Here is a 20,436-nt window from a genome sequence, read left to right as displayed (position 1 = left end):
ATCAGGGTCCATGTTGCTGCGCTGTAACGGACAGGCGAGATACCGTAATTCGCCCAAGTGGCCATGTTTCCCCCCTGTGATGGTTGGTAGAGGTCTTTTACTAGGACCGTGTCGCATGGGATGCGACTGAACAAGGAAAGATCGATCCCTAACGGAGGCTGCGAGCAGAGGTGGCCGGTTTGCTGCGGCGAAGAGCAGCCACGTCTACGTGTCGAATGTGGTTGGATGGTGGCCGCAGCGTTCTCCGGGGATTGCGGGGCCCATCCATGGGCCCCGCCCCTGCGCGGAGCGCAGGGGCCAGCCATTCGGCTGTCCGGATTCGCTCCGCGCCGTAGTAGCAAGGACGCGCCGGGTTGAAGAACGCGTCGCCACGCGCCCGGGCGTTGCCGCTAAACCTTTTATCCCCCTCTCTCCGCCAGACAAACGCAAAAGGCCGCCCAATGGGCGGCCTTTTGCGTTTGTCTGGCGGAGAGAGGGGGATCGGATCGACCCGACCCTAACCCTTTGACCCTGCAACAGATCGCAAACCGGACATGTGTCCTGTGTTGTGTCCGGTCCATCATAGCTTCCAAGCGGGGCGGGAAACAGTCGGAGAGTGCCTTGGCCTTGTCCCCTTCAGTGGGAAGGGGTAGAGCGGCCCCAAGGGACTCTGAGCCGCCATCCGTCCAGATGTTACAATCGGTTCCGCTGTCCGGCCCTTGACTGCACGGAAGATTCCGTTAGTTTGGAATCCTTGGCTGTTCAGTCTGTTAGAGCACTTTGTGGGCCCTTAGGAGAGCTTCAGTGACCTTGCGATATATCGGTTCGAAGACTCGCCTCGTGGACGGCTTGGCACCCTTCATCGGGCAATATTCTGGGAAAGGTCGCTTCGTTGACGCCTTCTGTGGCATGGGCTCGGTGGCAGCCCAAGCATCCCAGCTTGGCTGGCCTGTGTTGCTGAACGACCACCTTTCCTATGCTGCTGTCATGAGCTCGGCTCGGCTGACGGGCCGCAACCAGGTGCCCTTCGCTGAGCTGGAAGGCTACACCTCAGCGATAGAGCGGCTGAACGAACTAGACGGCCGGCGAGGTTTCATCTGGAGCGAGTACAGCCCGGCTTCCTTGCAGCATTCCCGCGCAGGTATAGAACGTCGCTACTTCACCGAGGCCAACGCCGCGCGTATCGACAGCTGCCGTTCGCAGATCTTCGACTGGAGCAAGGCGGGGCTGCTGAATCCTTCAGAAGAACGAGTGCTGTTGGCAGATCTGCTTTCAGCCGCCAATCGTGTGGCCAATATTGCGGGCACCTACGGATGCTTCTTGTCGCGCTGGACGGCGCAGAGCCAAGGAAGCCTTTTGCTTCGTCCGCGTGATTTGGTCGACGAAGGGATGCCAGTCGACATTTCGGTGGGGGACGTGATGGATGTCAGCATTACCCCTGATGACACCGTCTACTTAGATCCCCCTTACACGAAGCGCCAATACGCGTCCTATTACCACCTCCTGGAAACGATCGTTCATGGCGATGCTCCCGTGGTGGAGGGTGTTTCTGGGCTTCGCCCTTGGCAGCATCTGGCATCCGACTTTTGCTACAAGCGAAAGGCGCTCGGGGCATTGGTTGACCTGATTCAAGGTGTTGACGCGCGGCGAGTCCTTCTGTCCTACAGCAGCGAAGGTCACGTTGATCTGGACGAGCTGACCGAACGACTGGTTGACACTGGTGTTGTCAATGTTGAACCACTGGCAAGTATTGGTCGCTACAGGCCAAATCAGAAGGCGAGTGACAACGCTTCTGAGGTCAGTGAATACCTCGTCGTGATCGAGCCGAAGTCAGCGGCCTCGCTGACAAGAATGAGTGCGACGGCACGGAAATGAGTTCACCTGGAACATTAGAACAAGCTCGGCTGCGCGCTGCTGCGTCTCAGATTCGCGATTTCTCAAACCAGTTCAAGTCTAAGCAGGAAGAAGCTCGATTCCAGTTGCTGGAGGCTGTGGCAGCACGCCTTGGCTCACACGACGTTGCAGAGTTCCAAGCAGCTTTTGGCCGGGCCTTGATTGCTCCAGCTCCTCAGCTGGACGAAGTCGCCGGCGCAGTGCTTGCACGGATTCGTATGGCTGGCATTGAACCGGCCCTTGCTCTGAGTGCACTCTCTCGGGAGTCAGTTACGGCGTCCTTGCAAAAAAGCACTGGGGCGTATCACACCGACTTTCGACTCGCTCAGCGTCTGGCCAAGGTCTTGGCTCCGAGCCTAACGGCCAAAAGTAAGGTCATCGATCCGGCATCGGGTTCGGGGATTTTGCTTGTAGCGCTGACCTTGGCTGTATGCGGGGATGATCGTCGGATGACGGCTCGTTGGCTTCGGAATGGCGTCCATGCAATGGACCTTTCTGAAGCTGCGCTTCGCGGGGCAACATTGTCTCTAGCGGCGCTCACCGATGACCTTAGTGCGGTTATCGAGATGCGTAAGCGTTGGAGAGCAGGCGACAGCCTTGCGCTAGAGGCGGCAGAGTGGGAAAGGATGGCTCCGCGCGGCTTTGACGCGATCATTGCTAATCCCCCGTGGGAAAAAGTCCGTCTAACTAAGCACGAGTTCCTCTTGGGAAAGGGCACCGCTCGTCACTACGGCTCTGATCTCGAACACATGGACCGCGCGGCGTTCGAAGCATCGTCGGGCGAGGTGAAGTCTTACGCAGAGTTCCTGGCGAGGCGTTTTCCTCTCCTGGTTCGAGGCGAGCCAGACTTGTATGCGGCTTTCATGGCGCTTTACTTGAATCTGCTGAAGCCGGGAGGTCAGGCATCAGTCTTGGTTCCGGGGGGGCTGATACGCTCTCAAGGCACTCATGCTATCCGGGAAGCACTTTTCGACCGCGCTGAACGGCTCGAGATTGGGCTATTCGACAATCGCGCCCGCTTCTTTGGAATAGATACCCGCTTTAAGTTCTTGGCGCTCAGCTTTACTCAGCACGCTAACACCCATACAAAAGAGCCTATCCAACTGACCCGTGAGGGTGGGACGGAAACTGAGACGGAGGTGTTGAGCCGAGTTCGCATTGGAAGAAAGACCCTGCGCGCAGTGCGGCCGGACCTTAGTGTGCCAGAGGTCCATAGCAATGCGAGCTGGGCATTGTTCCAGCGTTTGGTTGAACGTGGAGAGCGTATGGACGACCCTCTTTCGCCCTGGTTTGCGGAGTTCTGCCGCGAGGTCGACATGACAGGCCAGCGCTCATCTTTCACACGGTGTCCGGGCAAGGGAAGGATCGGAGTTATTGAGGGCCGTCATGTTCAGCAACACCGCTTTGGTGCGAAGGCCTACGTCGCCGGATCGGGCCGTTCAGCCGTCTGGGAAAGTCTTCCGTTGGGAGGGGCTGAGGTTGTCCCTCAGTTCTACATCGCTGCGAAGGACTGCCCTGCCAAGGCCCAAGAGCGCATCCAGCGCCGTAGGGTCGGCTTCTGTGATATCGCAGGTCAGACTAACGAGCGCTCAATGATGGCGGCCCTGGTGGAGCCGGGCTACGTGTGCGGTAACAAGGTCCCAACAGTCTGCTTCCCCAATGACCCCGATGAGGATCGCCTCTTCGTGTGGCTGGCCGTCGTCAATAGTTTGACCTTTGACTGGATGCTCCGTAGGGTCCTTACGACCAGCATCAACTACTTTGTGCTCGTGGGTATCCCCATGCCCTCGATAAAGCCCAACGGGTTGCCTTGGAGGCGTCTTGCTACCGCTGCGCGGGAGCTCCATGAACTTAACTTGGCTGCCAGAACTCCTGAAACCGACCGGGAGGCCGCAGGGCTACGCGCAAGGATTGAGGTCGAAGTGGCCCGTGCCTATAGCGTCACCCTTGCAGAACTTGATCTAATGTCCTCTGATTTCCCGTTGTTGGATCGTGGGCAGCCTTCCTTGGAACAGGACAGCCGGTCGACGATCACTTGGGACTCTGTGCTCGCTGGCATGTCCGGTGGCAAAGACCCTTGGCAACGGCGAATGGTTGCTGCGCAGGACGCAGGGGCAATCGCCTTTGTTCCAGCTCAGCATTCAGGTTTCGAGCCGGAGGAAGGGGGCACGTATGGAGCAGAGCGGGTCGAGTCAACGTAAAGGGGCAGCAGGCATCGCCCGAGTCCTTTGGAAGGAAATCCTCCCAGGAGACCGCAGGAAGTTTGTTGCGCAGTCTCACGACTCTGACACTGGGGGTGGGGCTAGAGACCTCCGGTTCCGTGGAGATAAAGAGCTGGAGGCTATTGTCTTGGCGATGTTTCCTGCTCAAGAGCAGGCCAACCGTCGGCGGAACGGCGTGTCTACGATCATTAGCCGGCACCGTGGTCTGTTTTGTTGGCGCTCTGGGACCGGGCCGAGTCAACGGACGCGGTCTGAAGTGGCTTACATTGAGCCGCCAACCAGCGCTCGTGAGGGTGAGTGGCGCATCACCCGTGTTCACACCTACGAGGTGTTTCAGGGGTCGCTTCCGCCTTCAAATTCGGGCGAGCGTGTGCTCCTGCTGCTGATTCAGACCGATGACGGCAACATCTGGCCGCGCTTTACAACGGATGTGTCGCTTCGCAAAGACAAATGGAGTGCAGCGGTCAAGCAGCACATCTTGGGATGCCTAGATAGCAAAAAGTCTGAGCGCCGCGCTTCCTACGGCTTCTTTGACCTTCAAAATGGGCGGATGCACTGCCATGTCTGATTCACCATCTAACGCAGCTCACGAGGTTCTTCGCCTTCTGGCGTCTTCAAAGAATGTCCTGCTTTCGGGGCCTCCAGGCGTCGGCAAAACGCGTCTTCTATCAGAGATCGCCGCGGCCTTTGAAGCCGGGGAGCTTGGTTCACAGGGCATGCCCACGTTAAGCCACAGCGATGACGTCGCCATCCAGGACGCGGAAGAAGCGAAAGTTTTTCGGACGGTTTTCCACCAAAACTCAAAGTATCGAGACTTCGTTACCGGACTGGCTCCCGCAGTCGGCGAGGGAAAGGCTGGTCAGTTCACCATCGTGGAAGGGACACTTTTCCGCGCAGCGCAGCATGCGCGCCAAGAGGGTTGCGCTTCGCTTCTCGTCATTGATGAAATCAACAGAGGGCCGGCCGTCCAAGTCTTTGGCGGCTCCATGGTGGCACTCGAGGCGGACAAGCGCCTGAGTCCCGATGGTAGGCCTCACGGGCTCACGCAGTTCTTTGAGGTGATGGTCCCCCCGTCGGGTCTGATCGAGGAATACGCGCTTCCGGATCGACTCTTCATCCTTGCGGTTCAGAACCAAGCTGATAGCTCGGTGGAGCCCATGGACGTCGCTTTCCTGCGGCGGTTTGAACCATATCGACTCGATCCGGACGAAGCCGTGCTGCGAAGCCACTTTCAGATCGAAGGGGGCCAGCAGCGCCATCTTCCGGAGCAGCCGGGGGCCGTGGCTGACCTTGCAGAGGCGAGCACTCGCGCATGGGCGGCGGTCAACAAGAGAATAGCCATAGGCAGGGGCAGGGACTTTCAGATCGGGCAAGGTGTACTGATGCCAGCTTGGTCTACAGCTCTTTCCGTCGCTGAAGCAACGATGCTACTGGCTAAAGCCTGGGACAAGGTAATAGCCCACGTTGCGGAGGTCTTCTATGGAGACATCCGAAGCATGGCGATTACCCTGAACGCCACTGAGTCTTCTGGCGAAGAGTCGCCCTTGAAGCTCGTTGAGCACTCGTTCGGAACCGAGATTCGATACGCTCTGGAAGGCGAAAGCGTGTGGACCCGGGACGATCTGTATAGAGGTCTCCGTAGCATTGCGGGGGCGTAGCGCCGGATGGCTCGCTTCTCCGTCGTTGAATACGGGTCTCCGGCCAATCTTCTTCCTGCCATCGCTGCGTCAATGGGGAGAGGGACTGCGGAGGCGGCGCGGCACCTCTCTGATGCTGGGGCACGGGTCGCCCGCCAGGTCGGGCTTAAGAAGTCGCCGATTGAAGTGAGCGGCCCGCTCGTGTCTTCTAGTAAAGTCGCAGGCCTCCTTCACTTGGGGCGATCGTGCGAGCTTGAGATTGCGCCCAAGTTTTTGGGCGAGCACGCTGGTGGTGCGGGATGGCATGAAGATTTTTTCTTTCTAGCTATGCTCTCCAAGCACGGACACGTCCTTGCCTCCGATCGCATCCGAGCGGACACCGCCGCAGACAGCGATCTAGACTCGCTGCTGGCTCGAGCAATCACGGATATGTATTGGGAGCATCATCACCGCCCAATCAGGTCCTACAAGAGGACCATCGAGCACGATTTCTTCCTCGACGGCGACGTCGACCCATTCGATCTGCGCGTCCCCGGGCCAGCAGGATATCCACAAGAGGTTATTCGATATACCAGAGCCAACCGACACAACGCCATCATTTCCGCTGCTGCAGGAGTTGCCCGTCGGCACGCTCGAACCCCAGCAGTAAGCGGAGAGCTAACCAGAGTAAGAGCGCATTTGGGAGTTCAACCCCGCTTGGTTCGTGGCCACTTGCTTCAGCAAGCAGTCCCCGGTAGGTCAAGGCATTGGCAGGCTCTGATGGATCTGTCGGTTGATGTAGTAAACGGTTTCGGCATGGGGTTCAACGAAGGAGAGGCGAGGGCTCCAGGGTTTGTCATGGGGACTTGGCAGCTATGGCAGGACCTCATCACGGTCGGTCTTCGTTTAGGCTTCGGGGATGGTCACGTTGTTGCAGAGCAGCCATTGAGTCTAGGTGAGAGGCGCTATACGGATGGAAAGATGGGAAGGTTAAATGTGAGGCCTGACACGTCGGTTGTTCTAAATGGGCGCAAGTTCCACGTGGACGCTAAATACAAGGGGCGCTTGGACAGTGGTCGTTTGAATGCGTCTGAGTCAGACATCTACGAGGCCATTGCCTTTTCCATGGCTAGCAAGGGACTACCTGTGATACTGGCCTATCCTAGGCTTGCTTCGGCTCCGCTGACTCCGGTTGGAACAGTTGAGGTGCTGGAACAGGTTGGTGTTAAGGGTTGCGGGCCGATTGTCGCTGCCTCCATCGAGGTGAGAGGCATATCCCGTCGCGGCGCGCTCAAGTGCTTTGCTCAACAAGTGAGACTTGGTATCGCTGATTTGTCCGGGATATTGCATTGAGGCGACGAACCGCGCTATGGATGTCTCGGCTGTAATCGATCGTTGACCAACAGGAGGGTCGCATGGCTGCAGTAGCAGGGGGAAATATCTTCGGGAATGCGCAGCGAATCCTTTTCAAGGCTCTTCCTCCCGGGGATTGGAAGAAGTTTGGCGGGGTCTCTAACAATGATCCCAAGGCTGGCGGAGGCGCGCGCGATCTCCGATACAATGGATTCAAAGATTTCGAGCGTGTCGCTAATGCTCTGTTCCCCACAAAAATGATTCGGAGAACTAGGGACGGTACGCCTAAGCTGATCAGTGCCTATCAAGGATCTCTTAAACACACCTTCGGCCCATCACTTTCGGATGACGCGTTCTTCGAGAATCCCACGGACGTAAGAGACGCGGAGTGGCGGTTCACCAAAGTTAGCTCGAAATCGCCGATTGCGCTTGCAACGCCGCAGGCCGGTGAGGATGATCTTGATATTCTGGTGTTGGTCCAGGAGAGTTCGGGCGAAGTGGTGCCTGTGTTCACTACGCTCAACACGATGCCACCAGGTCAGATTTCTGCGTTCATCCACCAGGTATGTCAGGCCCCCCGAAAGTCGAGGTCTGATGCTACACCCGCAGGTTTTCTAGATATAGCGGGCAACTGGATTGATCACAACTGAAGCATGGGCATTCGCTTGTCTTTGCCCACATGACAACGCCCGAGGGCGTGATATGAGCCCTCGGGCGTTGTTTCGGGCATCTAGTTTGTCAGCTGCGCATAAATCACGAACATAAACATCGGCAGCCCGCTCAGGACAGCGAAGGCCCCGACCGCGCCCATCAGGGTCAAGACGGTCATGGCCCACCACTGCCACCAAGTGAAACCTGTGTCCCGGGCCTGAGCCAGTCGAGCCTCGGCAGGATAGAGGCGTCCTACCTTCCGTGTTCCTCGCCGGGCCATAAGCGGCCCGACAATGAACCCAAAAGGTCCAGTGAGGAGCAGGGCACCCGAATACCACCAGAAAAATCTGTCCCGTGGCGTCATGAGCTTTCGGCGGGCGGGCACCGGCTGGTCAAGCAGGGGAGGAGGCAGACTCATTTGGCGTAGGCCCTCCAGCTCCCTGACTCCTTCGCATACCTAAGGTTCTTGCTGACCGGAATGGGCACCTGGCGGCCGCCGATATCGATGGAGACTTTCCCCTTAGTGTCGCAGCGGTAGCCCGCCATGTCTTGGGCCTCTACGCATCCGGTCAGTTCGAAGTCGCGGATGTCGCCTACCCGTCCAGCCCCGCTTTCCTCCAGAAGGGTCGCGAGTGCCCTTTCGGCATCGTTAGTAGACGGCGGGCCACCGCAAGCAGAGAGGGTCAGTGCAATGGCCAAGCCGGCCAGGGGAAACCTTGCATTCATGGGTCAGTCCTTGAGGGGGATGATGGGGCGGCCATAGGGCCGCCCTGAATGGATGGCGAAAGACAGGGCTTACCGGTCGCGGTTCCCGTCTGCCTTGAAGCCTGCAATCCAGAGTCGGCTGTCCTTGAAGGGCGTCAGCATTCCCGATGGGCCAGGGTGCAGATCCGATGTTTGGATGAAGCCGCTGACCCACGCCACCCTCAGGGCCACGTCGACCGCCTTGTCCGAAACGCCAGGGCGGCTGACATTGACGACAAACGGTTGGGCGGGCGGATTAGGACCAGCGGACCGGGTGGCCCCGGTGTTCGGTTTGCCTGCCGGCACTCGAACGCCCGTCAGGCTGTCGCGCCCCTTCCAAAGTGCCGCCGTGTTGAGCTCGGCGGTGTCGCCCAGGTCATCCGTCTCGGTCAGTGACGCGTTGGCGCAGGTCCGGAAGGTTTCCGTGGTGGACGCGGAGGGGCTGGTCCAAATCCGAGCCTCGACCGTCCAACACGGCAACGTTGTGCCCCATTCAAGGTAGGTCAAAGCGACCCGGGGCCAGTCCAATCGGCCCTGCTGGGCAAGCTGGTGGTTATCGGATTTGAAGAGCCCGGGCAGCTTCCCTGCGCCGCTGACAGGGGCATAGATAGCCCCATTGCTGCCGGTGGTCGTCGTGCTGCCCGCAGCCGGCTTCACCCCCATCATCTGTTGCCCAGCGTCCTTCAGGCTGCTGCCCAACTGTCGGAAGAACCCCGGTTTGCTGGGGATCTCCTCCTGCTCCGGGTGGGTTTGTGCGCCTGCGCTCTGGGAGGTCAAAAGAAATGCGGCCGCCAGGGCGGTGGCCATCCTTTGGTTCTTCTTCATGAAAACCCCTGTGGTCGGTCGGGAGGGTGCTACATTTCATGAAGAGTCTGCCATGCATTGAGGGACCACGTCATGCTGTCCACCCAAGTTTTCAACATTCGTTCACGTGCCCAAGGCTTCCCCCCGTTCATTGTTCGCCGCCCGCCTCAAACAGGCCCGGGAACTGCGCGGCATCGCCAGCCAGCGAGCGCTGGGGGTTTTGATGGGGCTCGATAAGAAGCTGGCGAGCAGCCGGGTCAACCGGTATGAGACCGAGGTCAGTGGGATTGATCTAGACGGGTTGGGGCGTTTGGCGGACGTTTTAGGCGTGCCAATGGCCTACTTGGTCGCGAGAGATGACCACACGGCCGACGTTATTCTGGCGTTGGAAGAGCTTTCGCCGGAGGAGCGCGCTGATGCGGCGCTTTGGTTGCTGAAAAAGCTCAAGCGGTGACTGTCGTTGTTTCCCTTTCTAGAAGGAGAGCAGCAAATGGCAACGAGGAAAGTCGGACGCGATGCTGGAACGGGTCAGTTCAAGCCCGTGAAGGAAGCTCAGCGGGACAAAAAGGGATCGGTGGTTGAGACGATCAAAACGCCGCCCCCGAAGCCCAAGAAGAAATGACCGATCGGTGCCACAGGGATGTGGCACATCTTGGAGAAAGTCAGGAGGAAACCGCCCTGCCACAGGCCACCGCGAGCACGCCCGCAAGCTGGGACAGGGTGTAGGGTTTCCTCAGCAGGGTGAAGCCATGGTTGGGGTCTTGGGCCAGCAGTTCGCTGTAGCCGCTTGTTAGGATCACGGGGAGAGAGGGATATCGCTCTTTGACTAGGTGCCCCAGTTCGACCCCGCTTCTTCCGGGCATGACCACGTCACTGAAGACGACGCTGAAGCGCTCATGGTCCTTCTCAAGTTCCGCGATAGCCTCATCCACGTTGTGCGCGTGGACGACGCCATAGCGCAGCCCTTTGAGCGCGTTGAAGGCGAACTCTGCCACGTCGACGTTGTCCTCGACCAGTAGGACGCAAATGCCGTCGCCGTCCAGTTGCTTGTAATCTCCCTGGACGGCTGACATCCCATCCGACGATACGCTTCGCGGAAGGTAGAGGGTGAACGTGGTTCCTTGCCCTGCCACGCTCTGAACCGCTATGTCCCCCTCGGATTGCTTTGCGAAGCCGAAGACCTGGCTCAAGCCCAAGCCGGTTCCCGCTCCTACTTCTTTAGTTGTGAAGAATGGTTCGAAGATTCTTTCAACATCGTCCTCGGCGATCCCGGTTCCATCATCGCTGAAGCTAATGGCTACGTAACGACCGCTTATCCTTCCAGATGAACGTATCGCAGGGATACTGTCGCAAGTGGCTACTTTGATCTTCAGCGTTCCGCTTCCGACGACCGCATCCCTCGCATTGACGGCGATGTTGATGATTGCCGTATCGAGCTGGTTTCGATCAATAATGACCGGAACAGGGTGCTGCGGCATCTCCATTTGAACTCTGATTCTTGCCCCAACCAATGTGGAGACGATATCTGTCATTGACCGTATGCTTTCGACCAAGTCAAAGACCTCAGGGGTCAAGCTCTGACGCCGCGCGAAGGCCAGCAGCTGTGAGGTCAGTTTGGTCGCTCTGTCGGAGGCGCTGATGATTCCATTGACGTATCGAGCTTGGTCCGGGGTCAGCTGGCCAATGTGTTGCAGCATGTCCGCAGAGCCACCGATGACTTGAAGGAGGTTGTTGAAGTCGTGGGCGACCCCGCCCGTCAGCTGCCCCATTGCTTCAAGCTTTTGGCTCTGGCGAAGCTGCTCCCTGGCCGAAACCAGTTCTTGATTGGCTTCTCTCGCCTCTTCTGTGAAGGTGGCAATCTGACGGCTATGCGTATTGCGCTCCTCCACGATCTCCGTCTGTTCGCTGACCACGCAGAGGAGGCCCTTCACCTCTCCTGAGCGTATGCGAAGCGGGGAGTAGGAGAAGGTCCAAACAGTGTCTTCCAAGAAGCCGTCCCGATCCATCCGGAGCCTCATGTTCGTCAGGCTCTGCGCTTGGCCGTCGAAGGTGGCTTGAAGAAGGTCTTTCACCTCTTCCCAAACGTCCTTCCAGACCACCTCCATCCGGTTGCCCATCGCCCCGTGCAGCTTTCCGCGAAGGAGAGGGAGATATGCGTCGTTGAAGAAGAAGCGCTTCTCCGTCGGGCCCCAGGCGATCCACAACGGCTCAGGGGAATCGAAGATCATGCTCAAGGCGGAGCAAAACTCACAACTGGCCCCCTTCATCCCCCCTCCTTGAACCCAGTCGCAGTCTTTGAACAGCCTGAAGGCCAGGGAGTTCGGGTTCGATACGGTGGGGAGCATTGGGGGTCCAGAGGGAGGGCTAAAGGCAGCTGGTTCAGTATGCCTCATGCCTTGTGTAGACCAGCCACACAGCTGGCCGCCCCTATCCCGCCGGCGACACCGCCCTCCTGCAGTCGCCCGTTGTCGGCTAAAACCGGTGTTCTTGGGTCACGCAAGGCGTGCGGGACTGACTGCCCGGGTGACTTGACCCGGGTAGTTGCGGGTGGCGGGCGCTTCGCGCCCTCAGCACGGTGTTGGAAAAGGATCAGCAGCGTAAGAGCTGGGCGCACTGAAGCGGCCACGTTGCCCCTGTGCTTTACCTAATGAGGAAATCCGTGGGTGACTTTCCGTTTTGGACCAGCGCTGCCATCCACTTGGGTCGCTTTCCACGGCCGGTCCAAGTTTCGTCCGCATTGACTGGGTTGCGATACTTTGGAGCCACCTTGCCGAGTTTCCGGCCAAGGGTGCTTTTCCGAGCACTCGCTCTCTTCGGGTCGCCGGATGGTCTTGCGGAAGAGATGCCATAGAGCTCCTCAATCGTATAGCCATGATCCTTAACGTATTTATTTATTTTGGAGCGCATGGCTGTCGCCGTTGGACGTGTCAGAATCTTGGTTTGCTGCTTCTCCGCGGTGCTAATCAGGGAGCGCAGCTCCTTAGCGGACAGCCTAGTCAAATCGATAGTCATTGGGGCTTCTGTCAGAAAGAAAGGCTGTTAGCCTAGTCTGGAAAGTGCTTGATTGCCAATGCTAGAGGGTGTTCGGGTTCGACCAACGTGTGCTGATGAGACTGCCGACAGCGCTTCGCTTTTCTAGTCCTTGAGCGCAATGAGGCGACATATCCATCAGAAGGATGACATGTTCATTTACGTCGACGAATCCGGCTCGTTCGTCCCTGCTGCGAATAGCAACAGTTGGTGCGTAGTTGCGGGGTATGTTGTCCCAGAGGTGGCCAAGAGGCAGGTAGAGCAGTCTCTGGCATTGCTCAAGCGGCGCTTAGGGCGCGGTATCCAAGATGAGGTCAAACTGAAAGACCTGTCGGAAGCCAACCTGACGCGCTTCCTGGGCGAGCTTGGTAAGCTCGAAGCAACGCTCTTCATCTCTGCGATCGACCTGGGCCATCAAGACCCCGAAGTGGTGGTGGCCCACAAAGTAAAGCAGGTCGAGAGCGTGAGAGCCAATCGGCCAAATATGCTTTACGAGGAGGGACGTGCTTCCATCGATGATCTGTCGGGCAGGCTGGAGCGACTCTCCCCACAGCTATACACCCAGATGGTTGCGCAAATCAGTCTACTGGACCAGATCTTTCGGATGGCGACGCTTTACTACGTCCAACGATTGCCGGCCACGCTGAGCAGCTTCAAATGGCGCATGGATGAGAAGAACTCAGTTCGACCGCTTTTCGAGCAGACGCTTACTCATATGGCCCCAGGCATCATCCAGGCAAAGTCTTTTCGAGACCCCGGAATCTTTGTGGAAGGCTTCGACTACTCCCACTTTGATAGGAACTTTAGGAGTGCCCCGCAGGACATTCCCGCCTACCTGCAAGAAGCGGTCGACCGTACGATCAAGTCAGCGGTGAACTTGGGAGCGGTCATGCGAGATTCCAAGTTCGTTCGCTCGCACGATGTTTCTGGCATTCAAGTGGCCGACCTGTTGGCGTCGGCCTGGCGCAGGGTGCTGAGGGGAGAGTTTGAGGACAACGAGGGCGTCGCGAGTCTTCTAGGGATGCTGACGGTTGAGGGGCAAACGCCCAATCCCTCCATCCACCTGATGACATTGGGCGAAGATCAGTTGGCGGAAGGGACGGCGTATCGCGCGGCCCTGAATGCAAAACGGACCTGTAGGCCGATGGTCTACAAGAAAGTGGCCAAGGGCGGCAATAGCCGTAAGGCAAAGCCTTCAGGCGGCTAAGTGATGGAAGCCTTGGGGAATCGTGCTCTGAGCCTTCCCATGAAGTCGTGCCACTCCCGTTCAAACATGGAGGATGCTGCCCCCCCATTGGTGAGCTTGGACTCCCTCAAGAACTGCGGGAAGAGGTAGCCTTTGAAGCGTTGAGTCGACTTTTCAGTGAAGATCCGCAGTCCATGCTGGCTGATCGAATCCACCAGTTGCGGAAGCGCTGCATATCCCACAACGGCAAAGGGGTAGCGCTCTTGGATGCCGGCTTCCATGCCCCGTTCCTCGAGCTCGCTTTCCACTAGGGTCGAAAGCGCGTCCACGGACTTGTCCCCAAACAGCACCCAGTCTTCCAAGGTGACAACCAAGCAATAAATGGGGCCGTCTGCCACTTGGATGCCTGCTCGGCCCGACGTTGCGTCAAGAATATTGCGATAGTTCTGGACGACTGCCTTGGCCAAACGCTTCAGGCCGGCCTCCAGATCGCCCGGGTTAGCCGCAAGCTTTGCCGGGATGGGAATGCGCATGGTCTTGCATTCCACGAACACGGTGGCGTTGGTATCCGTCAGCAGCCAGTCACTCCCTTGGTGCTGCGCCCCATGCACGACGTATGGCGCGGGACGCTCAGCCGCCGTTTCGCCCTGGATGAGGCCAAAGCAATCCCCTACCACCTCCTCAAATGCATCGCCATAGGCCTGAGCGAAGCCGGTAGCGTTCGCGAGGTCATAAAAGAGCCCGGCGAGTAGGCGCTTCCCAAGCAACTGTGGTCGCGGGCAGGTAAGGTGATCTGGTGCGTCGGAGCGGAGCTGGATGAGCGGCCTTACGACAACAGGATTGGGTGTGTAGTCCCAAGAAGAATCAAACCTTGCGTCTAGCGTGCATCGGTCGCGTAGTAGCTTAGGCGTGCCAGTGATTGCTGCCACACGGGATGCGACCACCGAAGGATTCAATCCGAGCTTGGCGAGCTGCGGGGCCAAGGGCACTTCGTAGCTGCTCATGAAGAGCGCTTGGGTAGCTCCGGCCAGCAGGAAGTAGTCCTCCGATGTCAGTCCCAGTGCGTTGAAAACAACGCTTGAAAGGCGACCCCGCTTATAAAGTGACCAGTAGCGTCCAAAGTAGGCGGGTCCAAAGCGATCGAAATGAGGCAGTTGTTGGTGACCGATTCGGTGCATGGTTGTCCAGATGTCCAGATCACACCTTGCCTTGAAATCGCTGTAGCTACGGATGGCGTTGTGCAGCGTGCCTAGGTCTTGCCAGTTTCGCAGTGAACGGCGAGCACCTTTTGAGGCTCCTGCGTGCTGAAGCACTTCTCTCAGATAGAGATCTAGGTAGAACTCGAAGGTGTAGGCCTTGACCTGGTTCGGCAGCCCTGGCCGAGAGTGTTCATACTCGATGGGAAGATGGTGCCCATAACCGACATGCAGGCTATAGGCCCAAATATGAAGGATTGAGTCACGCAGGCCAAAGGAAGCAGCGATCTTGGCCACTTTGTCGTATGTCACGCCAGCGCCTCGTCCGGTGAGTGGGTTCATTATCCCCTCAAGCGAGCCCTACGACAGCATGGTGACCGGTTTTGGATTGAACCACCCCTTCGGCTGCGCCATTGCTCCGGCTGCGCCGGGCCCATGACCGAGGTCACAAGGGCCTATCACTCCATCTTTCTTAATAGGGGCGTATGGTTGGAACGCGCTATCGGAGGAGACGCGTCATGCCCCTCAGGGCCATCGGCTATGTAAGCCAAGCAACCCAGCCGTGGGATCGGGAAACCGTGGAGGCCATGGTAGCGGGAGCGGTGGCGTTCAACCTTCAAGCGGGGGTGACCGGGGTGCTCTTCTTTGACGGCATTCGATACCTCCAATACCTGGAAGGCCCCGACGACGGGCTGGAGATTGCCTACAGCCGCATCCGGGCGTCCACTCTCCACTCCGACGTGATGGAGCTGGCGCGGGGGCACATCGGGCGACGCCTGATGCCTTATTGGAGCATGCGCTGGCTTCTGGCGGACCCTAGCCACACCCGGACAATGGTGGGGGCAGACTGGACGGGCTTCATCCTCTCTCCCGGCCGAAAAGGCACTCCAGAAACCGCGATGGAGCATGTCCACGGGTATGTGGAGCCCTACCTTGGGGCGAGGCCTTCTGATGCTCAAGTCGCGAGGCCAGGGGTGGGCGATGGCCAAGCCCGCCTTGCCTGACGTTGAGAGGGGACCAGCTGCGGGGAGCAAGCCGCCGTTGGAGGTCGGTTGGGGGGGCTTTAAGCAGTCCTGGCCCCAAAGGCACGCCCAGGCTGAGGGAACAGCCGCTGATGCGTGCCTCCGGGTGAAGCCCTGCCAGGGTGCGAGACGTGGATGTCTCCTCGCACTGGGGCCGAATGTGCGACCTGACTCGTTAATAGGGTGAGAAATCTCCTATATGCTTCTCGTTTTAAGCTGTAAAGCTGGTAGAGGTCGGCGCGGGTTCTTGGGACACCTTGGAAGCGCGAACGGCCCTCCAGAGCTCGACATTTTTGTGCGCGTTAACCATTCGCGAGAACTGACGGCTTGCTTGCAAAGTGGGGCCGAATCTTCCGGTCGCATCGGCGACCACAACCTGCATGAGCGGTGTAAGCAACGGTAGTTGATCTACTGCGACTTCGGGAGCAATGAGCAGCCATCCAGAGGAATCGTTCTGGGTCCCTCTCTTTAACAAGGGCAATACGGGTTCCGACTTGCCCGGGAGCTCATACTTCGTCTTAGAGCGGTCACGGCCCAGTTCTTTCTTGTAGACAGCCCCAAGCTGGCTCAGTGGAACACAGACTGGCTCGCCCAATGTGTAGATGAGGTAGTGGATCCAGTTCAAGCTCCCAAGCTCTCCAATAGTAGCTGGGTCCGTTCCGGGTTCTTGGAGTAGCTTAAGAACGTCCTTAGACTGCTTTGGAACGTAGGCTACCCCCTCGCTGAGGGCTTGAATGCGCCGACCGGTCTCGGCGAGCATGAAAATCTGGGGGTCGCGTGAGGTCCCATGGTAATCCCCCCGCAGATTAGCTGACGTCAGAAGTGGAATTTTCTCGTACGCTTTCCCGAGGAGGTTCCATGAAGAAGTCCCGCTTCACCGACAGTCAGATCATCGCCGTGCTCAAGCAGGCCGAAGCCGGCACGCCGGTACCGGAGCTGTGCCGCGAGCACAGCATCAGCTCGGCGACGTTCTACAAGTGGCGCAGCAAGTTCGGCGGCATGGAGGTGTCCATGGTGGCCCGCATGAAGGAGCTGGAGGATGAGAACCGGCGGCTCAAGAAGATGTACGCCGACGCCCAGCTCAGCGCCGACCTGCTGAAGGAGGCGATGTCAAAAAAATGGTGAGGCCATCTCAACGCCGGGAGATGGCCCGATGCGCAGTTGAGGGCGGACGCACGAACATCCGGCACGCCTGCCAGACCTTCGAGGTCAGCCAGACCTGTTATCGCTACCAGGCCAGGGCCAGCGAGGAGAACGCCCGGATCGCCGACTGGTTGGTCCGGCTGACCACTGCGTACAAGGATTGGGGCTTTGGGCTGTGCTTCTTGCACCTGCGCAACGTCAAAGGCTATGGCTGGAACCACAAGCGCGTCTACCGCGTCTATCGGGAGCTGGAGTTGAACCTTCGGATCAAGCCGAAGAAGCGCCTGGTGCGCGAGAAGCCCGAGCCGTTGGCGGTTCCGGATACGATCAACCAGGTGTGGTCGATGGACTTCATGCACGACCAGCTCAGCGACGGCCGCAACTTCCGACTGTTCAATGTGATCGACGACTTCAACCGCGAAGGGCTGGGGATCGAGATCGACCTGTCGTTGCCCGCGGCCCGTGTGATCCGTTCCCTGGAGCAGATCATCGAATGGCGTGGCAAGCCGTGCGTGATCCGCTGCGATAACGGGCCCGAATACATCAGCGGGACACTGCTGGCTTGGGCGGAGCAGCACAACATCCGCATTGAACACATCCAGCCGGGCAAGCCACAACAGAACGCCTACGTCGAACGCTACAACCGGACCGTGCGTTACGCCTGGCTCGCCCGAACCCTGTTCGATTCGATCGAGCAGGTGCAGGAAAAGGCCACCCGCTGGCTATGGACGTACAACCACGAGCGCCCCAACATGGCGCTCGGCGGCATCACGCCGATGCAGGCGCTCAACAGGCGAATGTCCGGTTAACTGGCACTCGCCGCTTAGCTCCACTTTTGGAGTCCGCTAAAAGCGGGGGGATTACCCCATCTTTGCGATCTTTTGGGATTCTATTTAAGTCGGCATACCAGCTCTCAGGCTTGTCTCCGTTGTCGACGTCGAAACTTGACTTCTTGGCCTGGAAAATGATTAGGCGTGCCTGGCCTGATATTGGAAACAGACACAACGCAAAGTCCGCGCCGCTACCGGGCTCCGTAATCTTCATGTCTTGCCCCCGGTTCTTACTGAACGATCCCCACCAAATCGGGTTCGGATCACTTCCATAAAGTTCGGATTGAGCGAGAAGGTTGCTTGAGGCCGCAATGGCACCCATAAAAGCGCCAGTGAACGTCTCCTCACTTTCAGTGTTGACCCGGCAAAGCCCGTCTAACGTGTCGACAGCGGCCGCGAACGCGGCGTTGAGTAGAGATGGGGTTGTCATCCAAGAGTCCTCCGGGGGAAGACCCATAGTATGCCTAGGCGGAGGTGCTTAACAGCAATCTATCCAATGCGGCTTCTGCCCTTGCGGCAAAGCAGAAGCCGGACTTTCGGTCGTTCCAGATCTGATCAAAATCGCTCTGCCAAGTTTCAGGGAGGTGGTCCGTGCACGGTTGAGGCAGGCCCTCGAACATCACCTCTAGAGGTCCTGTCGATGTATCCGGATAGTTGGCCAAAGCAGTCAGCAAGTCCTTGCGTCCTTCTGGGCTGGAACTCTCAAAGCGTGAGACGAAGCGCTTCACTTTGCTCTCGATGCTTAGTCGTTCGGCGGCGTAGTCCATCCACTCCAGCCACAGCGCGCCAAGCGATGGGAACGAGCGTCCATCCAAGGGGAGATTAGGGGCGACGACTTTCCAGCCTCTGCTAGATCCGAGATCGGCAGAACTGATCTGCAAACCGTATCGTGAGAAATACTGGGCCGTTTCTTCGGCGCTGGGAATCCGCATGGGGAGCTCGGGGATGGGGTGACGAACACTAGATCAGACATTCAGATAGTCAACCCATGGAGCGGCCCATGCTCTGGCTTCTGGAGCTAGGCCAGAGCGATCGCTGGCAGGCAAACTCTCGATCTTTGACGCGGGGCGCTTCACAGCGCCCTTGCGACCCCCTCACTTGTCTAACTGTTTCTTCCTCATGGATAGAACTTATTCCGGTCCGCCAAGGCCGCGCGGAACTGTCCGGGTTGGTAGACCGGAAGCACCACATCAGGGCGATACTTCTCCAGGACTGCGATCTGCTTCGTTCGTGCCTGCGCCGGCTTCTTGTGGAAATAGGCCTCGTGCAGCACAGGGACCCGCTTGCTGATGGAGTGGCCGGTGACCAGGGCAATGTCCTCATCGGCCACCCCCATGTGATGCAGCTCCGTGGCGAGGGTATGCCGGAAAGCGTGGAACCCGACGCCTTTAGGAAAGCCGAGATCCTTCATGTATCTGCTGAACTGGTTGAGGACGCCTTGGCTGTAACGGGCGTTGGTATCGCCATTGTCGCGTCGCACGCCGGCAGACAGGTGGGGGAAGAGGCGAGGATGGCCACAAGCTCGGATGTCCTCCACGAACGCCAGGAACCCCGCATCGAGCAGCGGTTGGGGAATGGGGAGCGTTCGGACGGCTGCTTTGCCTTTTAGGCTTTGGCGGCTCCGGTTCCTGTCTCTGTGGCTCAGGTCCGCGTCTACCGTTTTCTGGATCTTAATGCACCAGACGCCAGCCTCCTGGACGATGTCGTTCAACTTCAGCTGAGCGACTTCATTGATACGCGCTCCCGTGTGGAGTCCAATCATCGGCACCCACCACCGGTGGGGCGCTTTCATTGCCCAGGGGATGAACGTGTTGGGGGCAAAGATGCGACGCAGATCTTCTTCGTCAAACAAGCGCTCGGCCTTGTCGGGGTCAATGACCAGGTCCTTCTTCGCCTCTGGGAAAAAGTGCATGGGAGAGCCCACAATGGCTTTTGCTTTGTCCAGTCGGCCAAAGAAGGTGACGAGAAACCTTCGGTGCTTCTCTACGGTGGCCGGTGCGGGCGGTTGGACGCAGAGCGCCTTCCCCTGAGCCACCGCCTGCTCATAAGTGTAGTTCCGATACTGAGGGTCTGACTGGAGAAGTGGTGGAGCCCAGCGCATCAGCTCCCAGAGTCGGTAGATATGCACGTGGTCGACCCGGGACACCGGAATATCCCCGCAGGCCATCAGGAGCATCTTCAGTGACCGCGCTGTGGCCTCGATGGTGTTGCGTGTCAGGCCCATGCGCTCGCGGTCAGCCAGGTAGTCCCGGATCTCGATAGACAGCAATCGAGCGGGGGCGGCCACGGGGAGAGGCTCAGGGTGGCGAGTGCCATTCTTTCCAAGGAGCGCTCGACGGGTCCGCTCGCAGGCGTCGTTGATGATCTCTTGAGCATGGATGGCGGCTTCTCGGCCAGTCACGATCATTTCGCCGATGCGGACGCGGCCAATCCGCACGTCTGTCAGTTTGAGGGTGCCCGTTGGGTCTGCGAGGTAGGAGTTGAGGTGTTTCGAGGTGGGGGAGGTCACTGCGTTGCTTCCATCTGAAGGATGGAAGTACAGATACTGCGGGCCTAAAAATCGTCAACGAAAAACCGGCTTTTTATTCACGGCCTTAGGCATCGTCTGAGAGGTGCCATTTTGCACGTCTGACTAACCAATCGTACCGCCCTAAAACACGGTGGCGTTTACATTATAATCAATGACTTGCGCTGGTCAGGTCAGCCCATTTTCGGAGTCATTACCGTACTGTTTAACTGAAGTAAGCTAACAGTTCAATTTTTGAAC

The 20,436-nt window shown here is 58.4% G+C and carries 19 protein-coding genes; 10 read left to right on the top strand and 9 right to left on the bottom strand.

Annotated elements, in window-relative coordinates:
* The first annotated feature begins 783 nt into the window (after positions 1-783).
* The 6 genes from RT551_RS09735 to RT551_RS09710 all read left to right on the top strand — a co-directional run bounded on the left by RT551_RS09735 (position 784) and on the right by RT551_RS09710 (position 7,713).
* Entirely contained in the window at positions 784-1,854 is a 1,071-nt protein-coding gene (locus tag RT551_RS09735) for a DNA adenine methylase (RefSeq protein WP_164125337.1), read from the top strand.
* Positions 1,851-4,073 (top strand): class I SAM-dependent methyltransferase, encoded by a 2,223-nt coding sequence (locus RT551_RS09730; protein WP_164125336.1) that lies wholly within the window; start codon positions 1,851-1,853, stop codon positions 4,071-4,073. Before RT551_RS09735 ends, RT551_RS09730 begins: the two co-directional genes overlap by 4 nt.
* A 277-nt stretch (positions 4,074-4,350) precedes the next feature.
* Positions 4,351-4,662 (top strand): hypothetical protein, encoded by a 312-nt coding sequence (locus RT551_RS09725; protein ID WP_164125335.1) that lies wholly within the window; start codon positions 4,351-4,353, stop codon positions 4,660-4,662.
* Entirely contained in the window at positions 4,655-5,752 is a 1,098-nt protein-coding gene (locus RT551_RS09720; protein ID WP_164125334.1) for an AAA family ATPase, read from the top strand. Before RT551_RS09725 ends, RT551_RS09720 begins: the two co-directional genes overlap by 8 nt.
* Positions 5,753-5,758: 6 nt before the next feature.
* Entirely contained in the window at positions 5,759-7,063 is a 1,305-nt protein-coding gene (locus tag RT551_RS09715) for a restriction endonuclease (RefSeq protein ID WP_197586016.1), read from the top strand.
* A gap of 62 nt (positions 7,064-7,125) precedes the next feature.
* A complete protein-coding gene (locus tag RT551_RS09710; protein ID WP_164125332.1) occupies positions 7,126-7,713 on the top strand; it encodes a hypothetical protein in 588 nt (195 codons plus the stop codon).
* 80 nt (positions 7,714-7,793) lie between these two features.
* Here RT551_RS09710 and RT551_RS09705 read toward each other — a convergent pair whose 3' ends face one another.
* From RT551_RS09705 to RT551_RS09695, 3 genes are all read right to left on the bottom strand, one after another.
* On the bottom strand, positions 7,794-8,132 hold the full coding sequence (locus RT551_RS09705; RefSeq protein ID WP_239515836.1) for a hypothetical protein: 339 nt from the start codon (positions 8,130-8,132) through the stop codon (positions 7,794-7,796).
* Positions 8,129-8,440: a hypothetical protein gene (locus RT551_RS09700; RefSeq protein WP_164125331.1), complete on the bottom strand. Its 312-nt coding sequence runs from the start codon at positions 8,438-8,440 to the stop codon at positions 8,129-8,131. The genes RT551_RS09705 and RT551_RS09700 overlap by 4 nt, the downstream gene beginning before the upstream one ends.
* A gap of 69 nt (positions 8,441-8,509) precedes the next feature.
* The gene (locus tag RT551_RS09695) at positions 8,510-9,283 is read right to left on the bottom strand and encodes a hypothetical protein (protein ID WP_239515835.1); all 774 of its coding nucleotides are present in this window, start codon (positions 9,281-9,283) and stop codon (positions 8,510-8,512) included.
* A 130-nt stretch (positions 9,284-9,413) separates the two neighbouring features.
* Between RT551_RS09695 and RT551_RS09690 the strand changes: the two genes are divergently transcribed.
* Positions 9,414-9,716, top strand: a complete 303-nt coding sequence (locus tag RT551_RS09690; RefSeq protein WP_164125339.1) for a helix-turn-helix transcriptional regulator — start codon at positions 9,414-9,416, stop codon at positions 9,714-9,716.
* Positions 9,717-9,924: 208 nt separating this feature from the next.
* Here RT551_RS09690 and RT551_RS09685 read toward each other — a convergent pair whose 3' ends face one another.
* Both RT551_RS09685 and RT551_RS09680 read right to left on the bottom strand, forming a co-directional pair.
* A complete protein-coding gene (locus tag RT551_RS09685; RefSeq protein ID WP_164125330.1) occupies positions 9,925-11,607 on the bottom strand; it encodes an ATP-binding protein in 1,683 nt (560 codons plus the stop codon).
* A 295-nt stretch (positions 11,608-11,902) separates the two neighbouring features.
* Entirely contained in the window at positions 11,903-12,274 is a 372-nt protein-coding gene (locus RT551_RS09680; protein ID WP_164125329.1) for an H-NS histone family protein, read from the bottom strand.
* Positions 12,275-12,443: 169 nt separating this feature from the next.
* Between RT551_RS09680 and RT551_RS09675 the strand changes: the two genes are divergently transcribed.
* Positions 12,444-13,499 (top strand): DUF3800 domain-containing protein, encoded by a 1,056-nt coding sequence (locus tag RT551_RS09675; RefSeq protein WP_164125328.1) that lies wholly within the window; start codon positions 12,444-12,446, stop codon positions 13,497-13,499.
* Here RT551_RS09675 and RT551_RS09670 read toward each other — a convergent pair.
* Positions 13,496-15,016, bottom strand: a complete 1,521-nt coding sequence (locus tag RT551_RS09670) for a hypothetical protein (RefSeq protein WP_239515834.1) — start codon at positions 15,014-15,016, stop codon at positions 13,496-13,498. The two genes, RT551_RS09675 and RT551_RS09670, sit on opposite strands and share 4 nt — an antisense overlap.
* A 176-nt stretch (positions 15,017-15,192) precedes the next feature.
* Between RT551_RS09670 and RT551_RS09665 the strand changes: the two genes are divergently transcribed.
* Complete coding sequence (locus RT551_RS09665) at positions 15,193-15,678, top strand: BLUF domain-containing protein (RefSeq protein ID WP_164125327.1); 486 nt, start codon at positions 15,193-15,195, stop codon at positions 15,676-15,678.
* 229 nt (positions 15,679-15,907) lie between these two features.
* Here the strand turns inward: RT551_RS09665 and RT551_RS09660 are convergent, their stop codons facing one another.
* Positions 15,908-16,456, bottom strand: coding sequence for a hypothetical protein (locus RT551_RS09660; protein WP_313457979.1), 549 nt, complete (start codon positions 16,454-16,456; stop codon positions 15,908-15,910).
* Positions 16,457-16,554: 98 nt separating this feature from the next.
* On the opposite strand from RT551_RS09660, the gene RT551_RS09655 reads away from it, so the two are divergent.
* Positions 16,555-17,648, top strand: a protein-coding gene (locus RT551_RS09655) for an IS3 family transposase (RefSeq protein ID WP_153899592.1) whose coding sequence is annotated in 2 segments (ribosomal slippage) — positions 16,555-16,807 and positions 16,807-17,648 — 1,095 coding nt in all. Because the reading frame shifts where the segments join, the coding sequence is not laid out codon by codon here.
* A 485-nt stretch (positions 17,649-18,133) separates the two neighbouring features.
* Here RT551_RS09655 and RT551_RS09650 read toward each other — a convergent pair.
* Together RT551_RS09650 and RT551_RS09645 are read right to left on the bottom strand one after the other, a co-directional pair.
* Positions 18,134-18,601, bottom strand: a complete 468-nt coding sequence (locus RT551_RS09650) for a hypothetical protein (RefSeq protein ID WP_164125325.1) — start codon at positions 18,599-18,601, stop codon at positions 18,134-18,136.
* A gap of 185 nt (positions 18,602-18,786) precedes the next feature.
* Positions 18,787-20,178: a site-specific integrase gene (locus RT551_RS09645; protein WP_164125324.1), complete on the bottom strand. Its 1,392-nt coding sequence runs from the start codon at positions 20,176-20,178 to the stop codon at positions 18,787-18,789.
* Positions 20,179-20,436: the final 258 nt, after the last annotated feature.

It is taken from the genome of Stenotrophomonas sp. (assembly GCF_032103445.1).
In the GTDB taxonomy this organism is placed as follows: Bacteria; Pseudomonadota; Gammaproteobacteria; order Xanthomonadales; family Xanthomonadaceae; genus Stenotrophomonas.
Note: the sequence above shows the minus strand (reverse complement) of the source record. Positions and strands in the feature narration are given on the sequence as shown.